46 protein-coding genes and 1 pseudogene are annotated in these 26316 nt (G+C 50.7%); 7 read left to right on the top strand and 40 right to left on the bottom strand.

Annotation, left to right across the window (positions count from 1 at the left end; all coding sequences use genetic code 11):
* Nucleotides 1–356 precede the first annotated feature (356 nt).
* Entirely contained in the window at nt 357–911 is a 555-nt protein-coding gene (locus tag ABOC97_RS22655; protein ID WP_234504994.1) for a gamma carbonic anhydrase family protein, read from the top strand.
* Here the strand turns inward: ABOC97_RS22655 and ABOC97_RS22660 are convergent.
* From ABOC97_RS22660 to dprA, 6 genes are read right to left on the bottom strand one after another with little or no spacing between them, the layout of a single operon-like run.
* Nucleotides 887–1144 carry a DUF1488 family protein gene (locus tag ABOC97_RS22660; RefSeq protein WP_349601966.1) on the bottom strand — a complete coding sequence of 86 codons (258 nt, stop codon included), beginning with the start codon at nt 1142–1144 and terminating at the stop codon, nt 887–889. The genes ABOC97_RS22655 and ABOC97_RS22660 overlap by 25 nt on opposite strands.
* Nucleotides 1141–1959: a shikimate dehydrogenase gene (aroE, locus tag ABOC97_RS22665; RefSeq protein WP_349601968.1), complete on the bottom strand. Its 819-nt coding sequence runs from the start codon at nt 1957–1959 to the stop codon at nt 1141–1143. Before aroE ends, ABOC97_RS22660 begins: the two co-directional genes overlap by 4 nt.
* A 4-nt stretch (nt 1960–1963) precedes the next feature.
* Nucleotides 1964–2536 (bottom strand): L-threonylcarbamoyladenylate synthase type 1 TsaC, encoded by a 573-nt coding sequence (gene tsaC, locus ABOC97_RS22670; RefSeq protein ID WP_349601970.1) that lies wholly within the window; start codon nt 2534–2536, stop codon nt 1964–1966.
* Complete coding sequence (locus ABOC97_RS22675; RefSeq protein WP_349601972.1) at nt 2529–3083, bottom strand: DNA topoisomerase family protein; 555 nt, start codon at nt 3081–3083, stop codon at nt 2529–2531. The genes tsaC and ABOC97_RS22675 overlap by 8 nt, the downstream gene beginning before the upstream one ends.
* A 27-nt stretch (nt 3084–3110) precedes the next feature.
* Nucleotides 3111–3584, bottom strand: coding sequence for a DUF494 family protein Smg (gene smg, locus ABOC97_RS22680; protein ID WP_061285026.1), 474 nt, complete (start codon nt 3582–3584; stop codon nt 3111–3113).
* Nucleotides 3556–4680, bottom strand: coding sequence for a DNA-protecting protein DprA (gene dprA, locus ABOC97_RS22685; RefSeq protein ID WP_349601974.1), 1125 nt, complete (start codon nt 4678–4680; stop codon nt 3556–3558). The genes smg and dprA overlap by 29 nt, the downstream gene beginning before the upstream one ends.
* A gap of 129 nt (nt 4681–4809) precedes the next feature.
* On the opposite strand from dprA, the gene def reads away from it, so the two are divergent.
* The 5 genes from def to mscL all read left to right on the top strand — a co-directional run bounded on the left by def (nt 4810) and on the right by mscL (nt 9583).
* Nucleotides 4810–5319, top strand: coding sequence for a peptide deformylase (gene def, locus ABOC97_RS22690; protein WP_349601976.1), 510 nt, complete (start codon nt 4810–4812; stop codon nt 5317–5319).
* 14 nt (nt 5320–5333) lie between these two features.
* Nucleotides 5334–6281 (top strand): methionyl-tRNA formyltransferase, encoded by a 948-nt coding sequence (fmt, locus tag ABOC97_RS22695; RefSeq protein WP_349601977.1) that lies wholly within the window; start codon nt 5334–5336, stop codon nt 6279–6281.
* Between the two features lie 53 nt (nt 6282–6334).
* Nucleotides 6335–7624, top strand: a complete 1290-nt coding sequence (gene rsmB, locus ABOC97_RS22700; protein ID WP_349601978.1) for a 16S rRNA (cytosine(967)-C(5))-methyltransferase RsmB — start codon at nt 6335–6337, stop codon at nt 7622–7624.
* 21 nt (nt 7625–7645) lie between these two features.
* Entirely contained in the window at nt 7646–9022 is a 1377-nt protein-coding gene (gene trkA, locus ABOC97_RS22705) for a Trk system potassium transporter TrkA (RefSeq protein ID WP_234504983.1), read from the top strand.
* 147 nt (nt 9023–9169) lie between these two features.
* Complete coding sequence (gene mscL, locus ABOC97_RS22710; RefSeq protein ID WP_234504980.1) at nt 9170–9583, top strand: large-conductance mechanosensitive channel protein MscL; 414 nt, start codon at nt 9170–9172, stop codon at nt 9581–9583.
* Here mscL and ABOC97_RS22715 read toward each other — a convergent pair.
* From ABOC97_RS22715 to rpsJ, 31 genes and pseudogenes are all read right to left on the bottom strand, one after another.
* A pseudogene (locus ABOC97_RS22715) lies at nt 9528–9799 on the bottom strand (alternative ribosome-rescue factor A); the annotation flags it as partial. The gene mscL and the pseudogene ABOC97_RS22715 sit on opposite strands and share 56 nt — an antisense overlap.
* Before the next feature lie 58 nt (nt 9800–9857).
* Nucleotides 9858–10283, bottom strand: coding sequence for a Zn(2+)-responsive transcriptional regulator (zntR, locus tag ABOC97_RS22720; protein WP_234504977.1), 426 nt, complete (start codon nt 10281–10283; stop codon nt 9858–9860).
* Between the two features lie 2 nt (nt 10284–10285).
* The gene (locus tag ABOC97_RS22725; RefSeq protein WP_349601981.1) at nt 10286–10654 is read right to left on the bottom strand and encodes a DnaJ family domain-containing protein; all 369 of its coding nucleotides are present in this window, start codon (nt 10652–10654) and stop codon (nt 10286–10288) included.
* A 109-nt stretch (nt 10655–10763) separates the two neighbouring features.
* Nucleotides 10764–11150, bottom strand: coding sequence for a 50S ribosomal protein L17 (gene rplQ, locus ABOC97_RS22730; RefSeq protein ID WP_002919206.1), 387 nt, complete (start codon nt 11148–11150; stop codon nt 10764–10766).
* Nucleotides 11151–11190: 40 nt separating this feature from the next.
* Complete coding sequence (locus tag ABOC97_RS22735; protein ID WP_002919219.1) at nt 11191–12180, bottom strand: DNA-directed RNA polymerase subunit alpha; 990 nt, start codon at nt 12178–12180, stop codon at nt 11191–11193.
* 25 nt (nt 12181–12205) lie between these two features.
* Nucleotides 12206–12826: a 30S ribosomal protein S4 gene (gene rpsD / locus ABOC97_RS22740; RefSeq protein ID WP_052284893.1), complete on the bottom strand. Its 621-nt coding sequence runs from the start codon at nt 12824–12826 to the stop codon at nt 12206–12208.
* Between the two features lie 32 nt (nt 12827–12858).
* Nucleotides 12859–13248 carry a 30S ribosomal protein S11 gene (gene rpsK, locus ABOC97_RS22745; protein WP_062779424.1) on the bottom strand — a complete coding sequence of 130 codons (390 nt, stop codon included), beginning with the start codon at nt 13246–13248 and terminating at the stop codon, nt 12859–12861.
* A 16-nt stretch (nt 13249–13264) separates the two neighbouring features.
* Nucleotides 13265–13621, bottom strand: a complete 357-nt coding sequence (gene rpsM, locus ABOC97_RS22750; protein ID WP_052284892.1) for a 30S ribosomal protein S13 — start codon at nt 13619–13621, stop codon at nt 13265–13267.
* 146 nt (nt 13622–13767) lie between these two features.
* A complete protein-coding gene (gene rpmJ / locus ABOC97_RS22755) occupies nt 13768–13884 on the bottom strand; it encodes a 50S ribosomal protein L36 (protein WP_000868187.1) in 117 nt (38 codons plus the stop codon).
* Nucleotides 13885–13915: 31 nt separating this feature from the next.
* Complete coding sequence (secY, locus tag ABOC97_RS22760; RefSeq protein ID WP_035894987.1) at nt 13916–15247, bottom strand: preprotein translocase subunit SecY; 1332 nt, start codon at nt 15245–15247, stop codon at nt 13916–13918.
* A gap of 7 nt (nt 15248–15254) precedes the next feature.
* On the bottom strand, nt 15255–15689 hold the full coding sequence (gene rplO, locus ABOC97_RS22765) for a 50S ribosomal protein L15 (RefSeq protein WP_052284891.1): 435 nt from the start codon (nt 15687–15689) through the stop codon (nt 15255–15257).
* Between the two features lie 3 nt (nt 15690–15692).
* Entirely contained in the window at nt 15693–15872 is a 180-nt protein-coding gene (gene rpmD, locus ABOC97_RS22770; protein WP_003863301.1) for a 50S ribosomal protein L30, read from the bottom strand.
* A gap of 3 nt (nt 15873–15875) precedes the next feature.
* The gene (gene rpsE / locus ABOC97_RS22775) at nt 15876–16379 is read right to left on the bottom strand and encodes a 30S ribosomal protein S5 (protein ID WP_052284890.1); all 504 of its coding nucleotides are present in this window, start codon (nt 16377–16379) and stop codon (nt 15876–15878) included.
* A 14-nt stretch (nt 16380–16393) separates the two neighbouring features.
* Complete coding sequence (gene rplR, locus ABOC97_RS22780) at nt 16394–16747, bottom strand: 50S ribosomal protein L18 (protein WP_052284889.1); 354 nt, start codon at nt 16745–16747, stop codon at nt 16394–16396.
* Between the two features lie 9 nt (nt 16748–16756).
* A complete protein-coding gene (gene rplF, locus ABOC97_RS22785; RefSeq protein WP_349602001.1) occupies nt 16757–17290 on the bottom strand; it encodes a 50S ribosomal protein L6 in 534 nt (177 codons plus the stop codon).
* Nucleotides 17291–17302: 12 nt separating this feature from the next.
* On the bottom strand, nt 17303–17695 hold the full coding sequence (rpsH, locus tag ABOC97_RS22790) for a 30S ribosomal protein S8 (RefSeq protein WP_003031127.1): 393 nt from the start codon (nt 17693–17695) through the stop codon (nt 17303–17305).
* 30 nt (nt 17696–17725) lie between these two features.
* On the bottom strand, nt 17726–18031 hold the full coding sequence (gene rpsN / locus ABOC97_RS22795) for a 30S ribosomal protein S14 (protein WP_064541637.1): 306 nt from the start codon (nt 18029–18031) through the stop codon (nt 17726–17728).
* 14 nt (nt 18032–18045) lie between these two features.
* On the bottom strand, nt 18046–18585 hold the full coding sequence (rplE, locus tag ABOC97_RS22800; protein ID WP_003031123.1) for a 50S ribosomal protein L5: 540 nt from the start codon (nt 18583–18585) through the stop codon (nt 18046–18048).
* Nucleotides 18586–18599: 14 nt separating this feature from the next.
* Nucleotides 18600–18914, bottom strand: a complete 315-nt coding sequence (gene rplX, locus ABOC97_RS22805) for a 50S ribosomal protein L24 (protein WP_003031122.1) — start codon at nt 18912–18914, stop codon at nt 18600–18602.
* 10 nt (nt 18915–18924) lie between these two features.
* On the bottom strand, nt 18925–19296 hold the full coding sequence (gene rplN, locus ABOC97_RS22810) for a 50S ribosomal protein L14 (protein ID WP_000613954.1): 372 nt from the start codon (nt 19294–19296) through the stop codon (nt 18925–18927).
* Nucleotides 19297–19459: 163 nt separating this feature from the next.
* Complete coding sequence (gene rpsQ, locus ABOC97_RS22815) at nt 19460–19714, bottom strand: 30S ribosomal protein S17 (protein WP_234504971.1); 255 nt, start codon at nt 19712–19714, stop codon at nt 19460–19462.
* Nucleotides 19714–19905 (bottom strand): 50S ribosomal protein L29, encoded by a 192-nt coding sequence (rpmC, locus tag ABOC97_RS22820; protein ID WP_002919754.1) that lies wholly within the window; start codon nt 19903–19905, stop codon nt 19714–19716. Before rpmC ends, rpsQ begins: the two co-directional genes overlap by 1 nt.
* On the bottom strand, nt 19905–20315 hold the full coding sequence (rplP, locus tag ABOC97_RS22825; protein WP_035894979.1) for a 50S ribosomal protein L16: 411 nt from the start codon (nt 20313–20315) through the stop codon (nt 19905–19907). The genes rpmC and rplP overlap by 1 nt, the downstream gene beginning before the upstream one ends.
* Before the next feature lie 12 nt (nt 20316–20327).
* A complete protein-coding gene (rpsC, locus tag ABOC97_RS22830; protein WP_000529945.1) occupies nt 20328–21029 on the bottom strand; it encodes a 30S ribosomal protein S3 in 702 nt (233 codons plus the stop codon).
* A 17-nt stretch (nt 21030–21046) separates the two neighbouring features.
* A complete protein-coding gene (gene rplV / locus ABOC97_RS22835; RefSeq protein ID WP_062779443.1) occupies nt 21047–21379 on the bottom strand; it encodes a 50S ribosomal protein L22 in 333 nt (110 codons plus the stop codon).
* A 14-nt stretch (nt 21380–21393) separates the two neighbouring features.
* Nucleotides 21394–21672 (bottom strand): 30S ribosomal protein S19, encoded by a 279-nt coding sequence (gene rpsS, locus ABOC97_RS22840; protein WP_001138115.1) that lies wholly within the window; start codon nt 21670–21672, stop codon nt 21394–21396.
* A 16-nt stretch (nt 21673–21688) separates the two neighbouring features.
* The gene (gene rplB, locus ABOC97_RS22845) at nt 21689–22510 is read right to left on the bottom strand and encodes a 50S ribosomal protein L2 (protein WP_052284884.1); all 822 of its coding nucleotides are present in this window, start codon (nt 22508–22510) and stop codon (nt 21689–21691) included.
* Between the two features lie 17 nt (nt 22511–22527).
* Nucleotides 22528–22830 carry a 50S ribosomal protein L23 gene (gene rplW / locus ABOC97_RS22850; protein WP_052284883.1) on the bottom strand — a complete coding sequence of 101 codons (303 nt, stop codon included), beginning with the start codon at nt 22828–22830 and terminating at the stop codon, nt 22528–22530.
* Nucleotides 22827–23432 (bottom strand): 50S ribosomal protein L4, encoded by a 606-nt coding sequence (gene rplD, locus ABOC97_RS22855; protein ID WP_003031119.1) that lies wholly within the window; start codon nt 23430–23432, stop codon nt 22827–22829. Before rplD ends, rplW begins: the two co-directional genes overlap by 4 nt.
* 10 nt (nt 23433–23442) lie before the next feature.
* Nucleotides 23443–24072 carry a 50S ribosomal protein L3 gene (gene rplC / locus ABOC97_RS22860; protein WP_096759318.1) on the bottom strand — a complete coding sequence of 210 codons (630 nt, stop codon included), beginning with the start codon at nt 24070–24072 and terminating at the stop codon, nt 23443–23445.
* 32 nt (nt 24073–24104) lie between these two features.
* Nucleotides 24105–24416, bottom strand: a complete 312-nt coding sequence (rpsJ, locus tag ABOC97_RS22865; RefSeq protein WP_001181005.1) for a 30S ribosomal protein S10 — start codon at nt 24414–24416, stop codon at nt 24105–24107.
* A gap of 379 nt (nt 24417–24795) precedes the next feature.
* On the opposite strand from rpsJ, the gene ABOC97_RS22870 reads away from it, so the two are divergent.
* Nucleotides 24796–25272, top strand: a complete 477-nt coding sequence (locus tag ABOC97_RS22870) for a prepilin peptidase (RefSeq protein ID WP_349602052.1) — start codon at nt 24796–24798, stop codon at nt 25270–25272.
* Here ABOC97_RS22870 and bfr read toward each other — a convergent pair.
* The 3 genes from bfr to ABOC97_RS22885 form a co-directional block, all read right to left on the bottom strand.
* Nucleotides 25256–25732 carry a bacterioferritin gene (gene bfr / locus ABOC97_RS22875; RefSeq protein ID WP_349602054.1) on the bottom strand — a complete coding sequence of 159 codons (477 nt, stop codon included), beginning with the start codon at nt 25730–25732 and terminating at the stop codon, nt 25256–25258. The genes ABOC97_RS22870 and bfr overlap by 17 nt on opposite strands.
* A 72-nt stretch (nt 25733–25804) precedes the next feature.
* Nucleotides 25805–25999: a bacterioferritin-associated ferredoxin gene (gene bfd / locus ABOC97_RS22880; RefSeq protein WP_035894970.1), complete on the bottom strand. Its 195-nt coding sequence runs from the start codon at nt 25997–25999 to the stop codon at nt 25805–25807.
* A gap of 185 nt (nt 26000–26184) precedes the next feature.
* Nucleotides 26185–26316 (bottom strand): EF-Tu C-terminal domain-related protein (locus ABOC97_RS22885; RefSeq protein WP_459253838.1); only part of this gene is annotated, 132 nt, incomplete at its 5' end.

Genomic DNA, 26316 nt, shown 5'->3' on the forward strand with positions numbered 1-26316 from the left:
CAGATTGTCTGATAAATTGTTAAAGAGCAGTGCAACACGGCTTTCGCTCACTGTTGCGAGGTGGCGTATATTACGCTTTCCTCTTTCAGAGTCAACCCTCATTTTCAGGTTTTTCTCTTCAACCGAACCGGCTAGTTAGTGTGAAGTGATTCACGTTTGCCGTCTCAATGGGTGCGCATTATAGGGAACTTTGTTTTTAGCACAACCCCTTTTCTCACATTTTTTTCTAAGTGTCGTTTTTTCACTCTTTTTGCGCTGTAAGTGTGCGATTTGCTTAATTTTTGAGATGAGAAACCCACAAATTGGGCTGATAATGAGAGGGAACCCCACTGAGATACCGTTTTAAAGAGGTAAACATGTCTGCCGTTTTACGTCGTTATAAAGATTTATTCCCCGTAATAGGCGATCGCGTGATGATCGACGCCTCCAGCGTCATCGTCGGCGACGTCCGCCTGGCTGATGATGTCAGCATCTGGCCATTGGTTGCCGCACGCGGCGACGTCAACTATATCCAGATTGGTGCCCGCAGCAATATTCAGGATGGCAGCGTACTGCACGTTACGCACAAGTCGGCTAAAAATCCGCAAGGGAATCCTCTCATCGTTGGCGAGGACGTTACCGTCGGGCATAAAGTCATGCTCCACGGCTGCACTATCGGGGATAGAGTATTGGTAGGTATGGGGTCTATCTTACTGGATGGGGTCGTTGTGGAAGACGATGTGATGATTGGCGCTGGCAGTCTGGTACCACAACATAAGCGTCTGGAGAGTGGTTTTCTTTATCTAGGCAGCCCGGTTAAGCAAATCAGACCGTTGAAAGAGGCCGAACTCGAAGGGCTTCGTTATTCGGCCAACAACTACGTGAAGTGGAAAGACGACTATCTGAATCAGGACAACCAAACCCAACCCTGATTGTCCTCCTGCTGATCGCGAATAAGATCGCTGGCTTCTTCTTCCAGATCCCAGCGATTTTCACCAAACAGCGCCAGCCATTGTTCCGGCTCTTCTCCGCCAAAGCGGCGCACTATCTCTTCAGCATTGATCGCACACATCAGTTGCATACCGTTCACCAGCACTGGGAAGCAGACCGCATTGATATCTGCACGCCACTCTTCCCTATCCGGGAACTGAATGGCCTGATTCATACGCCAAGCTCGCGTTTGAGTGATTCAATCACCGGCTCAACGTCAGGCAAAATACCGTGCCACAATAAAACGGCATGTGCCGCCTGGCCCACCAGCATTCCCAGCCCATCGGCATAACGCTTCGCGCCATGCTCAACGCACCATGCCAGAAATGCGGTATTACCCTTCTGATAAAACATGTCATAACAACATACGCGTGCGTTCACCACTGATGCCGGTATCAGCGGCGTTTCACCGGCAATACCGCTGGAGGTTGCATTAATGATGAGATCAAATTCATGACCACCAAGCTCTGACATCGGCAGCGCGCTCACGCTCCCCGTGTGACGGAACAGTTCGGCCAGCGTCTGCGCTCGCACATGAGTACGGTTAGTAATGGTGACGCTACAGTCCAGTGAAAGCAGCGGTAGCAAGACGCCACGCGCCGCGCCGCCCGCACCAATTAATAGCACACGATAGCCGGGTTTAATCAGCTTCAGTCGTTCAAGGTCGCTCAACAAACCGATGCCGTCGGTGTTATCACCGAGAATGCGCCCATCATCAAGCCGTTTAAGCGTATTCACCGCCCCCGCCAGCGCCGCGCGCTCGGTCAACTCATCGGCTCGCGCGTATGCTTCTTCTTTAAAGGGAACCGTAACGTTAGCCCCTTTACCCCCCTGCTGGAAAAAAGCATCTAAGGTAGGGATAAAGCTATCAAGCGGTGCCAGCATGCGCCCATAGGGGTGAATCAGCTGCAACTGCTCTGCAAACTGCTGATGAATGAACGGCGACTTGCTATGCGCGATCGGATTGCCAAAAACAACGTAGCTTTCCATTACATTATCCCTGGCGAAAACGTTCACCCGTCAGGGCATCGAGAATTTCTGACGGATTCAACCGCCCGCCCGTTTGCGCATCGACCACTGGGAAATCATCACCAAACTGTGCAATGACCTCAGCTGTTGTCCGACACGGTGGTTCACCACTCAGGTTAGCACTGGTTGAAACCAGCGGTTTACCATAAGCCTTGCACAGTTCAATCACCACCGGATGATCTGTCACTCTGACGGCGAGTGAGTTAAATCGGCCCGTTAGCCAACCCGGTGTGCTTGCCTTCGCCGGGAAGACAAACGTTACCGGTCCTGGCCACCGGGAAAAGATGGCCGCACGCTGCTCTTCGCTCAACATGCTGTCGTCTATATAGGGCTGAAGCTGTTCGAAGCTGGCGGCAATGAGGATTAGACCTTTATCTACCGGGCGCTGTTTTAAGGCCAGCAGGTTCATAACCGCTTCTTCACTGTCGGGATCGCAACCGACGCCAAATACGGCTTCGGTTGGATAGGCGATGACTTCTTTATTATTCAGAGCAATAACCGCACGCTGTACGGCCTCTGATGGCAGGTTTTTATTCACTGATTTGTTTCGCCGGTACCGGCTTTCCACATTGTTTACTGGCACAAAAACGTTTCACGCCCTGCGCCGTTTTCTTTTCGATAAGCAGCGGGTAGTGGCACTCAGGGCACTCCCCCGCTACCGGTGTGAAGTTAATGACGAACTGACATTCCGGATAGCGATCGCAGGAATGAAAATTTTTACCAAAGCGAGAGCGACGTTGCACCAACTGCCCCTGTTGACACGCAGGGCAAGTGATTGCCGTTTCATCTGGTTTATCGATAACTTCAGTGTGTTCACATTCAGGATACTGACTGCATCCGATGAACATGCCAAAACGTCCCTGACGCAACACCAGCTCGGCGCCGCACTCAGGACACGACTGCCCATCCAGTACTTTAACGATATGTCCATCCGCCTGGTTTTTCAGGGGACGGACATAATCGCATTCCGGATAATGAGAGCAGCCAAGAAACGGCCCGTGTTTGCCGGACCGTATGACCAGTTCAGCCCCACACTGCGGACAGGGCTCGTTTTTAGGCACCGAAAACAGTGCTGATTTGACCATAACAACTCTTGATGCCACTAAAAGAATTTAGTGCAGCATACCTTCATTCGTCTCGAAGAGTAATTCTTCCATTTGTTGATACGCGTTTTCGCAGCCGGGAAGATTGAACAGCACCATCAAAATGACCCATTTCAACTCTTCCAGTTCAAACTCTGCGGTATCCAGAGCCATCACGCGCTCAATCACCATTTCCCGCGTTTCGAGGTTCAGCACCTGAATCTGCTCCAGGAATAACAGGAACCCTCGACAGCTAGCATCCAGCCGCTGGCTCTCTTCCTGTGTGAAAATACGCACGGAGAGAGGATCGGATGCAAGCTGCATCGGTTCTACGAGGCCTTCCTGATAGTCGGCGAGCTTTTCCAGCCACATTAGCGCGTTGAAGATATCTTCACGTTCGAACCCCGCATCGGTAAGATCCCGAGTCAGTCTGTCCTGATCTACGCGCATTTCTGTTTCGTTATGGATGTAGGTCTCAAACAAATACATTAGTACGTCGAACATGGCCTGCCCTCCTTAATCGGACATAGCCGCCGGGTACTGCTGCGATCCATCCTGCTAACTCCAGTTCAAGTAGCTGAGCCACGGTAACTGGCACAGGTTGGCCGGCACGTTCAGCGACGACGTCAACAGGTGTTGCCTCATCTCCTACGTTAGCCAGGAGCTCAGGAAATGGCAATGCTACAGATTCCTGATCTGCACAATAATTTGTCATCTCCGTCTTCTCGGGCAACTGTCTGTTTAAAGATGGGAATTGCGCAAGAATATCCTCGGGTTCAGTGACCACCGCAGCGCCTTGCTTGATAAGCCAGTGCGGGCCCTCCATTCCCGGATGACCCAACGGTCCCGGTATCGCGAAAACTTCTCGCCCTTGCTCAAGCGCACAGCGAGCGGTGACAAGGGATCCACTGCGCAGCGCGGCCTCCACGACCAAAACACCGTAGCTTAACCCACTGATAATCCGGTTACGGCGGGGGAAATGATAGGCCACGGGAGTTGCGGCAAGTGAAAACTCGGACACTAAGGTGCCGCCGCTGGCTACGATGCTTTCAGCGAGCTGTCGATGACGATGGGGATAAATGTGATTCAGGCCACTGCCGAGTACCGCAATCGTCCCACCACCCACCTGCAGAGCGCCGCGATGGGCGACACCATCAATACCCAGCGCCAACCCGCTGGTGATAGTTATCCCTTGCTTAGCCAGCACCTCGCAGAAGTAACGCCCCCAGCGCTCACCATAGAGTGAATGCTGACGGCTGCCTACGACAGCCAGCTGCGGTGAACGAAGCAAATCGACATTACCACGAACGCATAGCACTGCAGGATAATCACGGATAGCCCGTAACGACTCAGGATATAGCGGTGAATCAGCCAACAAAAGCGTACTATCAGGCATCGCCAGCCATCTCTCGGCTGCATCGAATTCTGCGGATGTGAAAGAAAAAAAACGCTCGACTTGTTTAGCGCTAAACCCAATTGTAGATAGGGTTTGACGGGTGATATTTGCCTGCTGACACAGGACGTGCAGCACATGCAGCATTTGATCACCACATAAATTGTTGACCTTCAACAGACGGAAGGCGACCTCTTCAGGTGACATCCTTTTCTCCCTTGCCACATGCGGCATCAGCAATCCTTGCGATTGGTCAGTGATGCTGTCAATTAGAGGGGGTTTTGTCTAGAATAGAGGTAATAATCTTTCCTACTCCTGAACAGAACTCGGATATTTATGGCAGTTTTGCAAGTGTTACATATCCCGGACGAGCGTCTTCGCAAAGTCGCTGAGCCGGTAAAAGAAGTGAATGAAGAAATCCAGCGTATTGTCGACGATATGTTCGAGACAATGTACGCCGAAGAAGGTATTGGCCTCGCGGCAACGCAGGTCGACATCCATAAACGAATTATCGTTATTGATGTCTCTGAGAATCGCGATCATCAGCTGGTGTTGATAAACCCAGAGCTGCTGGAAAAAGACGGTGACACCGGTATTGAAGAAGGCTGTCTGTCTATTCCTGAGCAGCGGGCACTGGTTCCTCGTGCCGAGCGCGTGAAGATCCGCGCACTTGATCGTAACGGTAAAACATTCGAACTTGAAGCTGACGATCTGCTGGCTATCTGTATCCAACATGAAATGGATCATTTAGTCGGTAAACTGTTTATCGATTATCTTTCCCCGCTAAAACAGCAGCGTATTCGTCAGAAAGTTGAAAAACTGGATCGCCTGAACGCGCGTGCCTAAGGATAAGGATTAACGTGTCAGATTCACTACGTATTATTTTTGCGGGTACTCCTGACTTTGCAGCGCGTCATCTTGATGCGCTGCTGTCGTCGGAACACCAGGTCGTTGGCGTATTTACCCAACCTGACCGCCCGGCTGGCCGTGGTAAGAAACTGATGCCTAGCCCGGTCAAAGTGCTGGCGGAAGAGAAAGGTATCCCGGTCTTCCAGCCAGCTTCGCTGCGCCCGGAAGAGAACCAAAAGCTGGTATCCTCACTCAACGCCGACGTAATGGTCGTGGTGGCCTATGGACTGATCCTGCCAAAAGCGGTGTTGGCGATGCCACGCCTTGGCTGTATCAACGTCCATGGTTCCCTGTTGCCTCGCTGGCGTGGCGCTGCACCAATTCAGCGTTCACTGTGGGCCGGTGATAGCGAAACAGGCGTCACTATCATGCAGATGGATGTCGGTCTGGATACCGGTGATATGCTGCACAAACTCTCCTGTCCGATAACCGCAGAAGACACCAGCGCGAGTCTTTACAACAAGCTGGCGGAACTCGGCCCACAGGGACTGCTGCATACGCTACATCTGCTGGCAACCGGTAACGCCAAACCTGAAGTTCAGGACGAGACGCTGGTGAGCTACGCTGAGAAACTCAGTAAAGAAGAAGCACGAGTAGACTGGACGCTCAGCGCCGCTCAACTCGAGCGCTGCATTCGAGCCTTTAACCCATGGCCGATGAGCTACATCGTGATAGACGATCAGCCGGTTAAAATCTGGCAGGCAACGGTTATTGATAAAACCGCAAACGCCGAACCAGGCACGATTCTGGAAGCGACCCGCCAGGGTATTCAGGTCGCCACCGGCGACGGTATTCTGAACCTTATCTCGCTGCAGCCCGCAGGTAAAAAAGCCATGAGCGCGCAGGATCTCCTGAATTCGCGCCGGGAATGGTTTGTACCCGGAAATCGTCTCCTCTGACGGTTCATCTCTTTTAAAGCCCGGTGTATCCGGGCATTTTTATTTCTACGGTTATGAAAAAACATCTGAATTTACGCAGTATGGCGGCTCAGGCCGTTGAGCAGGTCGTCGAGAAGGGACAGTCGTTAAGCAACGTCTTGCCCGCGATGCAGCAAAAAGTTGGTGATAAAGATAAAGCGCTGCTGCAGGAGCTCTGCTTTGGCGTGCTGCGGTCGCTCTCTCAGCTGGAATGGATGATTAAACAGCTGATGGAACGCCCGATGACGGGAAAACAGCGTACCGTCCATTACCTGATCATGGTTGGCCTGTACCAATTACTGCATACGCGTATTCCACCGCATGCGGCGCTGGCCGAGACGGTTGAAGGTGCAGTTGTTATCAAGCGTCCACAGCTGAAAGGTCTGATTAACGGCGTACTGCGCCAGTTTCAACGCCGCCAGGAAGAGCTGCTGACCGAGTTCGCACAAAGCGAGCTACGCTTCCTGCACCCATCCTGGTTGGTAAAACGCATTAAGGATGCTTACCCGCAGCAGTGGGAAAGCATTCTTGAAGCCAATAATCAACGCCCGCCGATGTGGCTGCGCGTCAACCGTAATCATCAGACTCGTGATAGCTGGCTGGCATTATTAGCCGAGGCCGGTCTTACCGGCTTCCCGCATCCTGACTATCCTGATGCCGTACGTCTGGAAACACCTACGTCAGTGCTTGCATTACCCGGTTTTGAACAAGGTTGGGTAACAGTGCAGGATGCTTCTGCACAGGGCTGCATGAGCTACCTGCTGCCACAAAACGGCGAACAGATTCTTGATTTATGCTGTGCCCCAGGCGGCAAAACTACGCATATTCTTGAAGTTGCTCCGGATGCCGAGGTGATGGCCGTTGACGTTGATGAAAAACGTTTATCTCGCGTCTACGATAACCTCAAGCGTCTGGGCATGAAGGCCACCGTCAAACAGGGTGATGGCCGCTTCCCTCACCAATGGTGCGGTGAGCAGCAGTTCGATCGTATTTTACTAGACGCACCCTGCTCGGCTACCGGCGTGATTCGCCGCCATCCGGATATTAAATGGCTACGTCGCGACCGTGATATTCCCGAGCTGGCTCAGCTACAGTCTGAGATCCTCAACGCTACCTGGACACATCTTAAGCCTGGTGGCACGTTGGTTTATGCGACCTGCTCTATTCTGCCAGAAGAGAATCAACGGCAGATCGCGGCATTCCTGGAGCGTACCCCAGATGCAGAATTGAGCGAGACAGGCACTCCAGAGCAACCTGGCCGCCAGAATTTACCCGGTGCAGAAGAAGGCGATGGTTTCTTCTACGCTAAGCTAATCAAGAAGTAATGAGATAACGGGTCGCAACTGATGAAAATTATCATTCTGGGTGCCGGACAAGTTGGCGGTACGCTGGCGGAAAACCTGGTCGGGGAAAATAACGACATCACTATTGTCGATACCAACGGCGAGCGTCTGCGTAGCCTACAGGACAAATTTGACCTGCGCGTTGTACAAGGCCATGCCTCCCATCCTCGCGTATTACGCGAGGCCGGTGCCGATGATGCTGATATGCTGGTCGCTGTCACCAGTTCGGATGAGACCAACATGGTGGCCTGTCAGGTCGCCTACTCATTATTTAACACACCGAATCGTATCGCCCGCATCCGCTCACCGGACTACGTTCGCGATGCCGAGAAGCTATTCCACAGCGATGCGGTGCCTATCGATCACTTGATTGCCCCTGAGCAGCTAGTTATCGACAATATCTACCGCTTAATCGAGTACCCTGGCGCACTGCAGGTGGTTAACTTCGCCGAAGGTAAAGTAAGTCTGGCGGTGGTGAAAGCCTATTACGGTGGGCCATTGGTGGGTAATGCTCTCTCGACTATGCGCGAGCATATGCCACACATTGATACTCGCGTCGCAGCAATTTTCCGTCATGACAGACCGATTCGCCCGCAGGGATCGACCATCGTTGAAGCCGGGGATGAAGTCTTCTTTATCGCCGCATCGCAGCATATTCGCGCGGTAATGAGCGAGCTGCAACGCCTGGAGAAACCCTACAAACGCATCATGCTGGTAGGTGGTGGCAACATCGGCGCAGGCCTGGCGCGTCGCCTGGAAAAAGATTACAGCGTCAAGCTTATCGAACGCGATCAACAGCGCGCGGCTGAGCTAGCGGAAAAATTACAGAACACCATCGTCTTCTTTGGTGATGCATCGGATCAAGAGCTGCTGATGGAAGAGCATATTGATCAAGTGGATCTGTTTATTGCCGTCACCAACGATGACGAAGCGAATATTATGTCTGCGATGCTGGCAAAACGGATGGGCGCTAAAAAAGTGATGGTGCTGATCCAACGTAAGGCATATGTCGATCTAGTTCAGGGCAGCGTCATTGATATTGCGATCTCGCCACAACAGGCAACGATCTCGGCCTTGTTAAGCCATGTCCGTAAAGCGGATATCGTCGGTGTTTCCTCACTGCGTCGCGGGGTAGCCGAGGCTATTGAAGCCGTTGCGCATGGTGATGAAAGTACCTCACGTGTGGTGGGACGAGTGATTGACGAAATTAAGCTACCGCCAGGTACAATTATCGGCGCGGTAGTTCGCGGCAATGACGTGATGATCGCCAATGACAATCTGCGTATTGAGCAAGGCGATCACGTTATTATGTTCCTCACCGATAAAAAGTATATTTCGGATGTCGAACGTCTTTTCCAGCCAAGTCCTTTCTTCCTTTAATTCTCCAAAGGCACTCAGCGAGTGCCTTTTTTATTAACCCACTCTTATATAAGGGTTAATTAATTCGCGCATATTTATTATCGCCAATGGAAAATAGATAAACATTTGTTAAACTTATAAACGTCAGTTAGCACAAGGGAGAATAAAATGAGCATTATTAAAGAGTTTCGCGAGTTCGCGATGCGCGGGAATGTTGTTGATTTGGCGGTGGGTGTCATTATTGGTGCTGCGTTTGGTAAGATCGTATCGTCTTTAGTTGCAGATATTATCATGCCACCGCTGGGACTTTTAATTGGTGGGGTCGACTTTAAACAATTTGCCGTGACGTTACGTGCCGCACAGGGTGATATCCCTGCTGTTGTCATGCACTACGGGATTTTCATTCAGAATATTTTTGACTTCGTCATTGTCGCCTTCGCTATCTTTATGGCAATTAAGCTGGTGAATCAGTTAAATCGTAAGAAAGAAGAGCCGGCACCCGCTGCCGCAGCGCCTTCGAAGGAAGAAGTCCTACTGTCCGAAATTCGCGATCTGCTGAAAGAACAGAATAACCGTTCTTAATCAGGCTACAGAAAGCAGAAAGCCAGTGGTAAATAAGCGCATCGCTTGTTTGCCACTGGCCTCCCGACCATATTGTTTACCGTGTTTTTCCTTACGCAGATAACTCCCTTTACCCTTCTTATTTTTCTCAACGCGCTGCCGAAACAGTGGATCGTGCAATAAGGCCTCAAGGGCGTTATCGTTGATCTGCCCCTTGGTATGTTGATAGCGGCTCATAACTACTCCTGATTGTGTAAAAATTACGCGGCGAGTTTAGATCTAATTATCGAAAGACTCAACACCCATTTCCACTCACCTCCGCACCCTGCTCAAGGATGCCGAGAATTGAACAAAATTCACTGCTATGCGATGTCCCGCAACATGCATCGTTGAGTTTGCTCAACGCCTGCTGCATCGCCTGCAATTCAGCAATACGTGACTCGACCTCGCTTAGGCGTGCCTGCACAATACCTTTCGATTCCTGACAGGTATGATGTTCAGGATCCACCCGGATCGACAGCAGCTCACGGATCGACTCAAGCGTAAATCCCAACTGCCGCGCATGACGAATAAATTTCAGACGCTGAAGGTCGTCTGCAGTATAGAGACGAAAACCCCCTTCGGTACGCACATCATGGCTCATCATCTGCTGTTTTTCATAATAGCGCACGGTATCGGGAGTCACTCCCGCCAGTTTTGACAGTTCGCCTATTCGAAACATAACTATTCCTCATTAATTTTATGCAGGAGTTTATCCGCATAATCACCGCGCAGAAAATCGGTACTTAATCCCGCCTGCTGCAATTTCATCTCCATCAACGCCAACCTACGGCTTAGCTCCTGATACCGATCATCATCCTTACGGATGTCTTTCAGTAGATCGGCCAATACTATCGCTTCTTTGCGTTGTTCAATCTCAGGAGGCAGACAGCCGGCATTCTTCAGTAGCCGGTAGCCAGAACGCAGCTCCTCCGGCACGCAGGAATCATCATCAAGAATAAGAGGTTCACCCTGACCGGGAAGGTTATCGAACTCGCCTTTGCGCTGGGCATCGGTAATATGACGTTCAGCCCACTGGTCAAGTAACCACATGACGCGACTCCTGGGAACGGACGTTAAGGGATATGGGTATTGTAGAAGGGTGATGGAATAGGGGATATAAAAAAACCCGCCGAAGCGGGTTTTTTTACTTTACTACAGATTACTCTGCAGCTGCTTCTGCTTTCGGCTCAGCACGATCAACCAGCTCGATGTATGCCATCGGCGCGTTGTCGCCTGCACGGAAGCCACACTTCAGAATGCGAGTGTAACCACCGGCGCGGCTCGCGAAACGCGGGCCCAGCTCGTTAAACAGTTTTGCCACGATCTCGTTATCACGAGTACGGGCGAATGCCAGACGACGATTAGCTACGCTATCAGTCTTGGCAAGAGTAATCAGCGGCTCAACTACGCGACGCAGTTCTTTCGCTTTCGGCAGGGTCGTCTTGATGATTTCATGACGAACCAGCGAACCAGCCATGTTACGGAACATAGCCTGGCGATGGCTGCTGTTGCGGTTCAGTTGACGACCACTCTTACGATGGCGCATGACCTTATCCTTCTCAGTAAAACCTTAACCTGTGATCCGGTTACTCGTCAGCAATGCTTGCCGGTGGCCAGTTTTCCAGGCGCATGCCCAGAGACAGTCCACGGGAGGCCAGCACGTCTTTAATCTCGGTAAGAGATTTTTTACCCAGGTTCGGCGTTTTCAGCAACTCAACCTCGGTACGCTGTACCAGATCACCGATATAGTGGATAGCTTCTGCCTTGAGGCAGTTAGCAGAGCGGACAGTCAATTCCAGATCGTCAACAGGGCGCAGCAGGATCGGATCGAACTCTGGTTTCTCTTCTTTCACTTCCGGCTGACGTACATCACGTAAGTCAACGAAAGCTTCCAGTTGTTCAGCCAGAATGGTTGCCGCACGACGAATCGCCTCTTCAGGATCGATTGTGCCGTTGGTTTCCATTTCGATGACCAGCTTGTCCAGGTCGGTACGCTGTTCTACACGCGCTGCTTCAACATTGTAGGCAATACGCTCTACAGGGCTATAGCAGGCGTCGACCAACAGACGGCCGATCGGGCGCTCATCTTCTTCCGAATGAATTCGGGCAGAAGCCGGCACATAACCACGACCGCGCTGAACTTTGATACGCATGCTAATAGCTGCGTTCTCATCGGTCAGGTGGCAGATCACGTGCTGCGGCTTGACGATTTCGACATCCCCATCATGGGTGATATCGGCTGCAGTCACAGGGCCAATGCCAGATTTATTCAAGGTAAGAATAACTTCATCTTTACCCTGAACTCTCACCGCCAGCCCTTTCAGGTTGAGCAGGATTTCAAGGATATCTTCCTGAACGCCTTCTTTGGTGCTGTACTCATGAAGTACACCATCAATCTCAACCTCGGTCACCGCACAACCCGGCATCGATGAGAGCAGAATACGGCGCAGTGCGTTACCCAGAGTATGGCCAAAGCCACGCTCTAAAGGCTCAAGGGTCACCTTGGCGTGCGTCGAACTCACTTGCTCGATATCTACCAGGCGCGGTTTTAGAAACTCTGTCACAGAACCCTGCATTGTGTCCTCTCTTTGGTACTAAGCTTTACTTGGAGTAAAGCTCGACGATCAGGTGTTCGTTAATGTCCGCAGACAGATCAGAACGCTCAGGCTGACGCTTGAACGTGCCTTCCATCTTGCCAGCATCAACTTCCAGCCAGGTTGGCTTTTCACGCTGTTCAGCCAGCTCCAGAGCGGCTTTAACGCGAGATTGCTTTTTCGCTTTCTCACGAATGCTAACAACGTCATTCGCTTTAACCTGATAAGAAGCGATGTTAACAACACGACCGTTTACCATGATTGCTTTGTGGCTAACCAACTGGCGTGACTCGGCACGAGTGGCGCCGAAGCCCATACGGTATACTACGTTGTCCAGACGACCTTCCAGCAGAGTCAACAGGTTTTCACCGGTGTTGCCTTTCAGACGTGCTGCTTCTTGATAATAGTTACGGAACTGACGCTCCAGCACGCCGTAAGTACGACGAACTTTTTGCTTTTCACGCAACTGCACACCATAGTCAGACAGACGCGGTTTACGCGCACCGTGCTGGCCAGGAGCTTGTTCAATTTTACACTTGGTATCGATCGCGCGAACGCCAGACTTAAGGAATAAGTCGGTGCCCTCACGACGGCTCAGCTTGAGCTTAGGACCCAAATATCTTGCCATTTTCTTTCTCCAACAATCCTAGAAACGAGGCGTTATACGCGACGTTTTTTCGGCGGACGACAACCGTTATGAGGGATCGGAGTCACATCAGTAATATTAGTGATGCGGAAACCAGCGGCGTTCAGAGCACGAATAGTAGATTCGCGGCCTGGACCCGGACCTTTAACCATAACTTCCAGATTCTTGATGCCGTATTCTTTTACGGAATCAGCACAACGCTCTGCTGCAACCTGAGCTGCGAACGGAGTAGATTTGCGCGAACCACGGAAACCGGAACCACCGGCTGTTGCCCAACCCAGCGCATTACCCTGACGATCGGTAATAGTTACGATGGTGTTGTTAAAAGAAGCATGGATATGAGCCACGCCATCAGAGACTTGTTTTCTTACACGCTTACGTGCACGAACTGGTGCCTTTGCCATTATTCAATCACCCCGATTATTTCTTGATCGGTTTGCGCGGACCCTTACGGGTACGTGCGTTGGTCTTGGTACGCTGGCCGCGAACCGGGAGACCACGACGATGACGCAAACCGCGATAGCAACCAAGATCCATAAGACGCTTGATGCTCATGCTAACTTCACGGCGCAGATCACCTTCAACGACAAATTTGGCAACTTCGTCACGCAGCGTGTCGATTTGTCCTTCAGACAGCTCACTGATCTTAACATTTTCAGCGATACCCGCTGCAGCCAGAATGGCCTTAGAACGGGTCTTACCGACGCCGTAGATCGAGGTTAACGCGATCACAGCATGTTTCTGATCAGGAATGTTAATGCCTGCTATACGGGCCACTATGCACTCCTACTATTTAATATGTACGCACCATGCTGAAAAGCCCGTTTTCAGGATACTCAAATGGAAACGCACAGACATACAAAAGATTGGCTGGCTAATCTAGCCAGCTCAACCCAACTTTGCAAGAAAAATATGCGATTAAATCAGCCTTGGCGCTGTTTATGCTTTGGCTCGGCACTGCAAATCACACGGATGACACCATCACGCTTAACGATTTTGCAGTTACGGCATAATTTCTTGACGGAAGCACGAACTTTCATTTTTACTCTCCGTAACTTCTCGAGCGACCTTTTAGCGGCTATAGCCTTTGAGGTTCGCCTTCTTCAATGCAGACTCGTACTGACTTGACATCATCAGAGTTTGCACTTGAGCCATAAAGTCCATAATCACGACAACAACGATGAGCAGTGAGGTCCCACCAAAGTAGAACGGCACTTTCATTGCATCACGCATGAACTCCGGGATCAGGCAGATAAAGGTAATGTACAGCGCACCAACCAAAGTCAGGCGGGTCATTACTTTATCGATATACTTCGCCGTTTGCTCTCCCGGACGAATTCCTGGTACAAATGCACCGGACTTCTTCAGGTTATCTGCTGTTTCACGCGGGTTGAAAACCAACGCCGTGTAGAAGAAACAGAAGAAGATGATTGCAGACGCATAGAGTAACACATAAAGCGGTTGCCCAGGCTGCAAATACAGCGAAATTGTTGTCAGCCAGTTCCAACCGGTACCGCCCCCGAACCATGACGCGATGGTCGCCGGGAACAGAATAATACTGGAAGCGAAGATTGCTGGGATAACCCCTGCCATATTCACTTTCAGCGGTAAATGTGTGCTCTGTGCAGCATAGACACGACGACCTTGCTGACGTTTAGCGTAGTTTACCACAATGCGGCGTTGACCACGTTCAACGAATACAACAAAGAACGTCACTGCAAACACTAATACTGCAACCAACAGCAACAGGAGGAAGTGCAGGTCGCCTTGACGCGCTTGCTCGATAGTATGGGCAATGGCTGGCGGGAGTCCCGCAACGATACCAGCGAAGATAATGATTGAGATACCGTTACCGATACCACGCTCAGTAATCTGTTCGCCGAGCCACATCAGGAACATAGTCCCTGTAACCAGACTCACAACAGCGGTGAAATAGAATGCAAAGCCTGGATTGATTACCAGGCCTTGCATACCAGGCATATTCGGTAAACCGGTAGCAATACCGATCGACTGGAATATTGCCAGCACCAGAGTGCCGTAACGGGTGTACTGGCTGATCTTACGACGACCAGACTCCCCTTCTTTCTTGATTTCAGCCAGCGTTGGATGAACCACCGTCAGCAGCTGGATAATGATCGACGCCGAAATATACGGCATGATCCCCAGAGCAAAGATAGAAGCACGGCTGAGAGCACCACCAGAGAACATGTTGAACATTTCAATGATGGTGCCTCGCTGTTGCTCAAGCAGTTTGGCAAGTACAGCGGCATCAATACCAGGGATCGGAATAAAAGAGCCAATACGGAACACAATAAGCGCACCGATTACAAACAGCAGTCTGCGTTTCAGCTCGCCTAAGCCACCTTTGGCACTTTGAAAATCTAATCCCGGTTGTTTAGCCATCTGCTACTTATTCCTCGATTTTACCGCCAGCAGCTTCGATAGCAGCACGAGCGCCTTTCGACACGCGCAGGCCACGAACAGTTACCGGAGTAGAAACTTCGCCAGCCAGGATCACTTTCGCGAACTCGATCTGGACACCGATAATGTTAGCTGCTTTCAGCGTGCTCAGGTCAACAATACCGCCTTCCACTTTCGCCAGGTCAGACAGACGGATTTCCGCTGTGATCGCTGCTTTGCGAGAAGTGAAGCCGAATTTCGGCAGACGACGGTACAGAGGCATCTGGCCGCCCTCGAAACCACGACGTACGCCACCGCCAGAACGAGACTTCTGACCTTTGTGACCACGACCGCCGGTTTTACCGAGGCCAGAACCGATACCACGACCCAGGCGGCGACCCGCCTTTTTAGAGCCTTCGGCCGGAGACAGAGTATTTAAACGCATCTCTTACTCCTCAACTTTAACCATGAAGTAAACCGCGTTGACCATACCACGAACAGCAGGAGTATCCTCGCGTTCTACGGTGTGACCAATACGACGCAGACCCAGGCCAAGCAGCGTTGCCTTGTGTTTCGGCAGACGACCGATTGCACTGCGGGTTTGAGTAATTTTAATAGTCTTTGCCATGGTTTATTTCCCCAGAATTTCTTCAACGGATTTACCACGCTTGGCAGCGACCATTTCTGGAGATTTCATATTTTCCAGGCCATCGATAGTTGCACGAACCACGTTAATCGGGTTAGTGGAACCATACGCTTTAGCCAGAACGTTACGAACCCCAGCGACTTCCAGAACGGCGCGCATTGCACCACCGGCGATGATACCGGTACCTTCGGAAGCCGGCTGCATGAATACACGAGAACCTGTGTGAGTACCCTTAACTGGGTGCTGCAGGGTGCCGGTATTCAGCGCGACGTTAATCATATTGCGACGAGCTTTTTCCATCGCTTTCTGGATTGCTGCTGGAACTTCACGCGCTTTACCGTAACCAAAACCAACGCGACCGTTACCATCGCCTACTACAGTCAGAGCTGTGAAGGAGAAAATACGACCACCTTTAACGGTTTTAGATACGCGGTTTACCGCGATCAGCTTTTCCTGCAGTTCGCCAGCTTGTTTTTCGATGTGAGACATCTTACACCTCTACCTTAGAACTGAAGGCCAGCTTCACGGGCAGCATCTGCCAGTGCCTGGACGCGACCATGATATTGGAACCCGGAACGGTCAAAGGACACAACTTTAATGCCTTTTTCCAGAGCGCGTTCAGCGACAGCTTTACCCACAGCTGCTGCAGCGTCTTTATTACCGGTGTACTTCAGTTGTTCAGTGATAGCTTTTTCTACAGTAGAAGCAGCTACCAGAACTTCGGAACCGTTTGGAGCAATTACCTGTGCGTAAATATGACGCGGGGTACGATGTACCACCAGGCGAGTTGCACCCAGCTCCTGGAGCTTGCGGCGTGCGCGGGTCGCACGACGGATACGAGCAGATTTCTTATCCATAGTGTTACCTTACTTCTTCTTAGCCTCTTTGGTACGCACGACTTCGTCGGCGTAACGAACACCCTTGCCTTTATAAGGCTCAGGACGACGGTAGGCACGCAGGTCTGCTGCAACCTGACCGATCACCTGCTTATCAGCGCCTTTCAGCACGATTTCAGTTTGAGTCGGACATTCAGCAGTAATACCTGCAGGCAGCTGGTGGTCAACCGGGTGTGAGAAGCCTAAAGCAAGGCTTACTACATTCCCTTTAACCGCTGCACGATAACCTACACCAACCAGCTGTAGCTTCTTAGTGAAGCCTTCGGTAACACCGACAACCATTGAGTTCAGCAGGGCACGCGCGGTACCAGCCTGAGCCCAACCGTCTACGTAACCATCACGTGGACCGAAGGTCAGTGCATTATCTGCATGATTAACTTCAACAGCATCGTTGAGAGTACGAGTCAGCTCGCCGTTTTTACCTTTGATCGTAATAACCTGACCGTTGATTTTTACATCAACGCCGGCAGGAACAACGACCGGTGCTTTAGCAACACGAGACATTTTTTCCTCCGATTAGGCTACGTAGCAGATAATTTCGCCACCAAGACCAGCTTGGCGCGCTGCACGATCAGTCATAACACCTTTAGAGGTAGAAACAACTGCGATACCCATGCCAGCCATAACTTTTGGCAGCTCGTCTTTACGCTTATAAATGCGCAGACCTGGGCGACTGACACGCTGAATGCTTTCTACAACAGCTTTACCCTGGAAATACTTAAGAGTAAGTTCCAGTTCCGGCTTGGTGTCGCCTTCAACTTTAAAATCTTCAATAAAACCTTCTTCCTTCAGCACGTTGGCAATTGCCACTTTCAGCTTGGAGGAAGGCATGGTGACCGCAGCTTTATTCGCGGCCTGACCGTTACGGATACGGGTCAGCATATCCGCGATCGGATCTTGCATGCTCATCTGTCTTTACTCCCGTGATTCAATTGGTAATTACCAGCTAGCCTTTTTCAAGCCTGGTACTTCACCGCGCATTGCGGCTTCACGTAACTTGATACGGCTCAACCCGAACTTGCCCACATAGCCATGCGGACGACCTGTCTGGCGGCAGCGTTTACGCTGACGGGACGGGCTGGAATCACGCGGCAGAGACTGCAGCTTCAGAACTGCGTTCCAACGATCTTCGTCGGTCGCGTTCACATCAGAGATAATAGCTTTCAGTTCAGCGCGTTTTGCGAAGTACTTATCAGCTAAAGCTACGCGCTTAACTTCGCGTGCTTTCATTGATTGCTTAGCCATTCAGTAACCCTACCTTACTTGCGGAACGGGAAGTCAAAGGCAGCCAGCAGAGCACGGCCTTCTTCATCAGATTTCGCAGTAGTGGTAATGGTAATATCCAAACCACGCACGCGGTCGACTTTATCGTAGTCGATTTCTGGGAAGATGATCTGCTCACGGACACCCATGCTGTAGTTACCACGACCGTCGAAAGACTTAGCGGACAAGCCACGGAAGTCACGGATACGTGGAACAGCAATAGTGATCAGGCGCTCAAAGAACTCCCACATGCGTTCGCCACGCAGAGTTACTTTACAGCCGATCGGATAGCCCTGACGGATTTTGAAGCCTGCAACTGATTTGCGTGCTTTGGTGATCAACGGTTTTTGACCGGAGATTGCTGTCAGATCAGCTGCTGCGTTATCCAGCAGTTTCTTGTCAGCGATCGCTTCACCAACACCCATGTTCAGGGTGATCTTCTCGACCCGAGGGACTTGCATGACAGAATTGTAGTTAAACTCAGTCATGAGTTTAGCGACTACTTCGTCTTTGTAGTAATCATGCAGTTTCGCCATCGTACTACTCCAAATTACTTGATAGTTTCGCTGTTAGACTTGAAGAAACGGACTTTTTTGCCGTCTTCGAATCTAAAGCCTACACGGTCAGCCTTGCCGGTAGCCGCGTTGAAGATAGCAAGGTTAGAGATCTGAATAGCTGCTTCTTTCTCTACAATGCCGCCTGGTTGGTTCAGGGCCGGAACCGGCTTCTGATGTTTCTTAACCAGGTTGATACCTTCAACAATGACCTTGCCGGAAGACAGGACATTTTTTACTTTACCGCGTTTACCTTTATCTTTACCGGTTAACACGATAACTTCGTCATCACGACGGATCTTCGCTGCCATGATTCGCTCCTTAGAGTACTTCTGGTGCCAGAGAGATAATTTTCATGAACTTCTCGTTACGAAGTTCACGAGTTACCGGCCCAAAAATACGCGTACCGATAGGTTGCTCGCTGTTATTGTTTAAAATAACGCATGCATTACCATCGAAGCGAATGACAGAACCGTCCGGGCGACGAACACCCTTCTTGGTGCGCACCACTACCGCCTTCAGCACATCACCTTTTTTGACCTTACCACGTGGAATTGCTTCCTTGATGGTGATCTTGATGATGTCGCCTACGCCTGCGTAGCGACGGTGCGAGCCACCCAGAACCTTGATACACATTACGCGACGTGCACCGGAGTTGTCGGCGACGTTCAGCATAGTCTGTTCTTGGATCATTTTAGTGCTCCGCTAATGTCAACTACTACTGAGACCCGAAATCAGGTCATTATAAAGCCCCATATCGAGGGCGCGGCATTATAACACCGCTTAAACGATATGGGTAGAAAAAATAGACGGCCCATTACTGAGCCGTCTATTCGTATCGAGAACGAGTACTGTATTACAGAATCGCTTTCTCTACAACGCGAACCAGCGTCCAGGACTTAGTCTTGGACAGCGGACGGCATTCGCGGATTTCAACCACGTCGCCGATACCGCATTCGTTGTTCTCGTCATGTACGTGCAGTTTGGTCGTACGTTTGATGAATTTGCCGTATACCGGGTGTTTCACCATACGTTCGATAGCAACAACGATGGATTTTTCCATCTTGTCACTAACTACGCGACCTTGCAGAGTACGGATTTTATCGGTCATTACGCACCCGCCTTCTGAGTCAGTAAAGTCTTAACGCGTGCAACATCACGACGAACCTGCTTCAGCAGGTGAGTCTGTTGCAGCTGGCCGCTTGCAGCCTGCATGCGCAGGTTGAACTGCTCACGCAGCAGGTTCAGCAGCTCAGCGTTCAGCTCTTCAACGCTTTTTTCACGCAGCTCTTTTGCTTTCATTACATCACCGTCTTAGTTACAAAGGTGGTTTTGATCGGCAGTTTCGCTGCAGCGAGGCCGAATGCTTCACGGGCCAGCTCTTCCGGAACACCGTCCATTTCATACAGGACTTTACCCGGCTGAATCAAGGCAACCCAATACTCCACGTTACCTTTACCTTTACCCATACGCACTGCCAGCGGTTTCTCGGTGATCGGTTTGTCCGGGAATACACGGATCCAGATCTTACCTTGACGCTTAACTGCACGGGTCATTGCACGACGTGCTGCTTCGATCTGACGTGCAGTCAGACGACCACGGCCAACAGCTTTCAGGCCGAAGCTGCCGAAGCTAACATCCGTACCCTGCGCCAGACCACGGTTGCGGCCTTTGTGCACTTTACGGAATTTTGTACGCTTTGGTTGTAACATCAGCGACGCTCCTTATTTCCGGCCTTTACGCTGCTGCTTTTTAGGTTGAGCAGCCGGTTTTTCCGGTTGTTCAACAGCAGCCATACCACCCAGGATCTCACCTTTGAAGATCCATACCTTAACGCCAATTACACCATAAGTGGTGTGCGCTTCAGAGGTGTTGTAGTCGATGTCAGCACGCAGAGTGTGCAGAGGTACGCGACCTTCGCGGTACCATTCGGTACGTGCGATTTCCGCGCCGCCCAGACGGCCGCTAACTTCAACTTTGATACCTTTGGCGCCCAGACGCATTGCGTTCTGTACAGCACGCTTCATAGCACGACGGAACATAACGCGACGTTCCAGCTGAGAAGTGATGCTGTCAGCAACCAATTTTGCGTCCAGTTCAGGCTTACGAACTTCAGCGATATTGATCTGAGCAGGAACGCCAGCGATATCCGCTACGACCTTGCGCAGTTTTTCTACGTCTTCGCCTTTCTTACCGATTACGATGCCAGGACGAGCGGTGTGAATAGTCACACGGATGCTCTTAGCTGGACGCTCGATAACGATACGAGATACGGACGCCTTCGCCAGTTCCTTTGTCAGGTACTGACGTACTTTAAAATCGCTGTCCAGGTTGTCAGCGAATTCTTTGGTGTTCGCGAACCAGGTAGAGTTCCATGGTTTGACAATACCCAGGCGAATACCATTAGGATGTACTTTCTGACCCATTGCTAGTCTCCAGAGTCTCAGCGATCGGACACAACCACAGTAATGTGGCTGGTGCGCTTCAGGATGCGATCTGCACGACCTTTAGCACGCGGCATAATGCGCTTCATGCTTGGGCCTTCGTCTACGAAAATTTTCGTAACTTTCAGATCATCAATGTCAGCGCCATCGTTGTGTTCAGCGTTAGCAATGGCAGATTCCAGTACCTTCTTAACCAGTACAGCCGCTTTCTTATCGGTGTAGGTCAGAATATCCAGGGCCTGCGACACTTTCTTACCGCGAATCAGGTCTGCTACAAGGCGAACCTTCTGGGCAGAAGAGCGAGCATGGCGATGTTGAGCTAAAGTTTCCATCTCTTCCTCCTACCTTATTTCTTCTTCGCTTTTTTATCAGCAGCGTGGCCGCGATAAGTACGAGTCGGTGCGAATTCACCCAGTTTGTGACCAACCATTTCGTCGGAAACAAAGACTGGAACGTGCTGACGACCATTATGGACAGCGATGGTCAAACCGATCATGTTAGGAAAGATCGTTGAACGACGGGACCAAGTGCGCAGGGGCTTCTTGTCTCCGCTTTCCACCGCTTTCTCTACCTTCTTCAGCAAGTGCAGGTCAATAAAAGGACCTTTCTTGAGAGAACGTGGCATGGCTTATCCTCTAAAATTATTTGCTACGGCGACGTACGATGAATTTATCAGTACGCTTGTTGCTGCGGGTCTTCTTACCTTTGGTCTGCAGGCCCCACGGGGATACCGGGTGCTTACCAAAGTTACGACCTTCACCACCACCATGTGGGTGATCGACTGGGTTCATCGCGGTACCGCGAACGGTAGGACGAACACCACGCCAGCGTGCAGCACCTGCTTTACCCAGAACGCGCAGCATATGCTCAGCATTGCCAACTTCGCCCATGGTTGCACGGCAGTCTGCTTCGACTTTACGCATTTCACCAGAACGCAGACGCAGGGTGACATAAGCACCATCGCGAGCAACGATCTGAACGTAAGTACCAGCGGAACGTGCCAGCTGACCGCCTTTACCTGGTTTCATTTCTACGTTATGAACGGTAGAACCAACCGGGATATTGCGCATCGGCAGGGTGTTACCTGCTTTGATTGCAGCATCAACGCCAGACTGAATCTGGTCGCCAGCTTTCAGGCCTTTAGGGGCCAGAATGTAACGGCGCTCGCCATCTTTGTACAGAACCAGCGCGATGTTCGCGGAACGGTTCGGATCGTACTCAAGACGCTCAACAACAGCTGGGATACCATCTTTGTTGCGTTTGAAGTCAACAATACGGTAAGCCTGCTTATGACCACCACCGATGTGACGAGTGGTGATGCGGCCATTGTTGTTACGACCACCGGATTTGCTGTTTTTTTCAACCAGCGGAGCAAAAGGTTTGCCCTTGTGCAGCTCTGGGTTGACCACTTTAACAACGTGGCGACGACCCGGAGATGTCGGTTTACATTTAACAACTGCCATTGTATTACTCCTCCGACTTACTCAGCGCCGCCGACGAAGTCCAGATTCTGGCCTTCCTTCAGGGTGACGTAAGCTTTTTTCCAGTCGCTACGACGACCGATACGCTGTCCGTGACGTTTAACTTTCCCTTTAACTACCAGGGTGTTAACGACTTCGACTTCGACTTCAAACAGTTTCTGCACAGCAGCTTTGATTTCTGCTTTAGTCGCGTCTTTAGCAACTTTGAGAACGATGGTATTTGTTTTTTCCATCGCAGAAGACGCTTTTTCAGAAACGTGCGGTGCGCGCAGCACCTTCAGCAGACGTTCTTCACGAATCATGCCAGCATCTCCTCAACTTGCTTAACAGCATCAGCAGTCATTACGACTTTGTCGAAGGCGATCAGGCTAACCGGGTCGATACCAGTTGCATCGCGTACGTCAACCTTGTGCAGGTTGCGCGCAGCCAGGAACAGGTTTTCGTCCAGCTCACCGGTGATGATCAACACATCTTCCAGAGCCATGTCTTTCAGTTTCTGTGCCAGCAGCTTAGTTTTAGGCGCTTCAACAGAGAATGATTCGACAACGATCAGACGATCCTGACGTACCAGTTCGGACAGAATGCTTTTCAGCGCGCCGCGGTACATCTTTTTGTTAACTTTTTGACTGTGGTCCTGTGGACGAGCAGCGAAGGTCACGCCACCTGAACGCCAGATCGGGCTCTTGATAGAACCTGAACGCGCACGGCCGGTACCTTTCTGGCGCCATGGCTTTTTGCCTGAACCAGTTACTTCAGCACGAGTCTTCTGAGCACGAGTACCCTGACGAGCACCAGCTGCATAAGCAACAACAACCTGGTGAACCAGCGCTTCGTTGAAATCACGACCGAAGGTAGTTTCGGAAACAGTCAGCGCGCTCTGCGCGTCTTTCAATACTAATTCCATTGCTATCCCCTTACGCCTTCACAGCTGGTTTAACGATCAGGTCGCAGCCGGTCGCACCCGGAACACCACCTTTAACCAGCAGCAGGTTGCGCTCAGCGTCAACGCGTACTACGTCAAGGCTCTGAACAGTGACACGCTCATTACCCATCTGACCTGCCATTTTCTTGCCTTTGAACACTTTGCCCGGAGTCTGGTTCTGACCGATAGAACCCGGAACGCGGTGAGACAAGGAGTTACCGTGAGTCGCGTCCTGGGTACGGAAGTTCCAGCGCTTAACGGTACCAGCGAAACCTTTACCTTTAGAGGTACCGGTTACGTCAACTTTTTTAACGTCTGCAAACAGTTCAACGCTAATGTTCTGACCAACGGTGTATTCTTCACCATCTGCCAGACGGAACTCCCACAGGCCGCGGCCAGCTTCTACGCCAGCTTTAGCAAAGTGGCCAGCTTCCGGCTTGGTTACACGGTTAGCTTTTTTAGCACCAGTGGTAACCTGAACAGCGCGGTAGCCATCGTTAGCCAGATCTTTGATCTGAGTAACGCGGTTTGCTTCGACTTCGATTACGGTTACTGGGATAGAGACGCCATCTTCAGTGAAGATGCGGGTCATACCCACTTTTTTACCGACTAAACCAATCATTGTATCAACCTCTCAATCGCTCGATGACCTGATTAACCCAGGCTGATCTGCACGTCTACACCGGCAGCCAGGTCCAGACGCATCAGAGCATCAACGGTTTTTTCAGTTGGCTCAACGATGTCAACCAGACGCTTGTGAGTGCGAATTTCGTACTGATCACGCGCGTCTTTGTTAACGTGCGGGGAGATCAGAACGGTAAAGCGCTCTTTGCGGGTCGGCAGCGGGATCGGACCACGAACCTGCGCACCAGTGCGCTTGGCAGTCTCGACGATTTCCGCGGTTGATTGATCGATCAGACGATGATCAAACGCTTTCAAACGGATACGGATTCTTTGGTTCTGCATGAGACCAGAGCTCCAATTATTTTATAGACGAAATAGTTACTCCTCAAACCCATTACGATTGATGGGAGAGTGTAACCGTTCTTACAGAGTTCCCCGATTGGGAACATTGTCTGGTATCGCTTTCGCAGTACCGGTGGCTCATATCGAACCGCTGTCAATATTAGACAAGCCCGCGCATTATACACAAATAGCCAAATGAAGCAAGTCGTGTTTAGAAATTACCCACTCTGAACTGCGAGTGCATGCCTACACTGACAAGAACTGGCTGTAGCCCTCATTAATACTCTGGATAGAGCGCCGCATAATGAGCATGTTCTCTTTGCTACCCCTCCCCTGCGACCGGCACACTGCTTCCGGGTCCCACTATGGCTATCAACCAATGGATATCTACGCGCTACCTTTCTACTTCCTCTACATAGCCTTCAGCGGCTTACTCTGTTGGCATGACCTGCGGACAGGACTATTACCAGACCGTTTCACCTGCCCTCTACTATGGGCAGGTCTGTTGTTTCACCTGTGTCTGTCGCCATCTCAGATCAGCTACGCGCTTTGGGGAGCCATTGCCGGCTACGGCATAATGGCATTGCTTTACTGGGGGTACAGGGCGGTTCGCCACCGGGAAGGTTTGGGCTATGGGGACGTGAAGTATTTGGCGGCACTCGGGGCGTGGCACTGTTGGCAGCAGCTGCCGTTACTGATGCTGGTAGCTACCGGTCTAGCCTGTGCATTCATTTTGGGGAAAACGGTATGCTATCGAACAATAGTAGAAATGAAAAACCCACTACCATTTGGCCCATTTATGGGGGCAGCGGGTTTTATTCTGGCGGGCGTGTCGGTATTTAATCTGCAACTTTAATCTGCGATTGCAGGTAATTCTGCAGCCCGATTTTTCCGATAAGATCGAGTTCAGTTTCCAGCCAGTCGATATGATGCTCTTCCTCGGTGAGGATAGCGATCAGCATATCGCGGCTCACATAATCATGAACGCTATCAGCATAGGCAATGGCTTCGCGAAGATCTTTGGCACCGTCAAGTTCCAGCTTGAGGTCAGACTGCAGCATTTCTTCAACATCTTCGCCGATATGCAGTTTGCCGAGATCCTGCAGGTTGGGGATCCCTTCAAGAAAAAGAATACGCTCGATGTATTGGTCAGCGTGCTTCATTTCATCAATGGATTCGTGATACTCGATATCATTGAGGCGCATCAGGCCCCAGTTTTTGAACATTCTCGCATGGAGAAAGTATTGATTGATTGCGACAAGCTCATTTCCCAATAATTTATTGAGATAATTTATAATCTTAACATCACCTTTCATTATATAGACCCTCCGCTTCCACTAATTGAAGCGTAGAACGGGCTACCGGGATGTCAAAAAAAGAAATCGAGGTCAGGCAATCTCTTTGAACTCGGGCATTTGCATTAATTCGTCTTCCATCACTTCTCGCGCGGCGCGAACACATTTACCACATTGATTTCCAATGGGAATGCATTTTCTTAATTGCTGAAAAGACTGCGGATGAAATTGGCGCACCGCCTGGCGAATTTTTTTATCGCTGACGCCATTACACAAGCAAACGTACATAACCACTCCCGTTCAATTTCTGAACAAAGTGTAAGTGAGAATAATTATGATTACAATAGCCAACCGCGAATTGACGCATAAAATAAGACAGCAAATTGTGCGGAATATAAATACTGAGTCATTTACTAAAAAGCAAAAAGGGTGCCGAAGCACCCTTTTTAAGCTCAAAACTAATTATTAAATAATTAGCTCATTACTTTAGCAACAACGCCCGCACCTACAGTACGGCCGCCTTCACGGATTGCGAAACGCAGACCGTCATCCATCGCGATTGGGTGGATCAGGGTAACAACCATTTTGATGTTGTCGCCCGGCAT

It is taken from the genome of Kluyvera huaxiensis (genome assembly GCF_040149365.1).
Taxonomy (GTDB): Bacteria; Pseudomonadota; Gammaproteobacteria; order Enterobacterales; family Enterobacteriaceae; genus Kluyvera; species Kluyvera intermedia_A.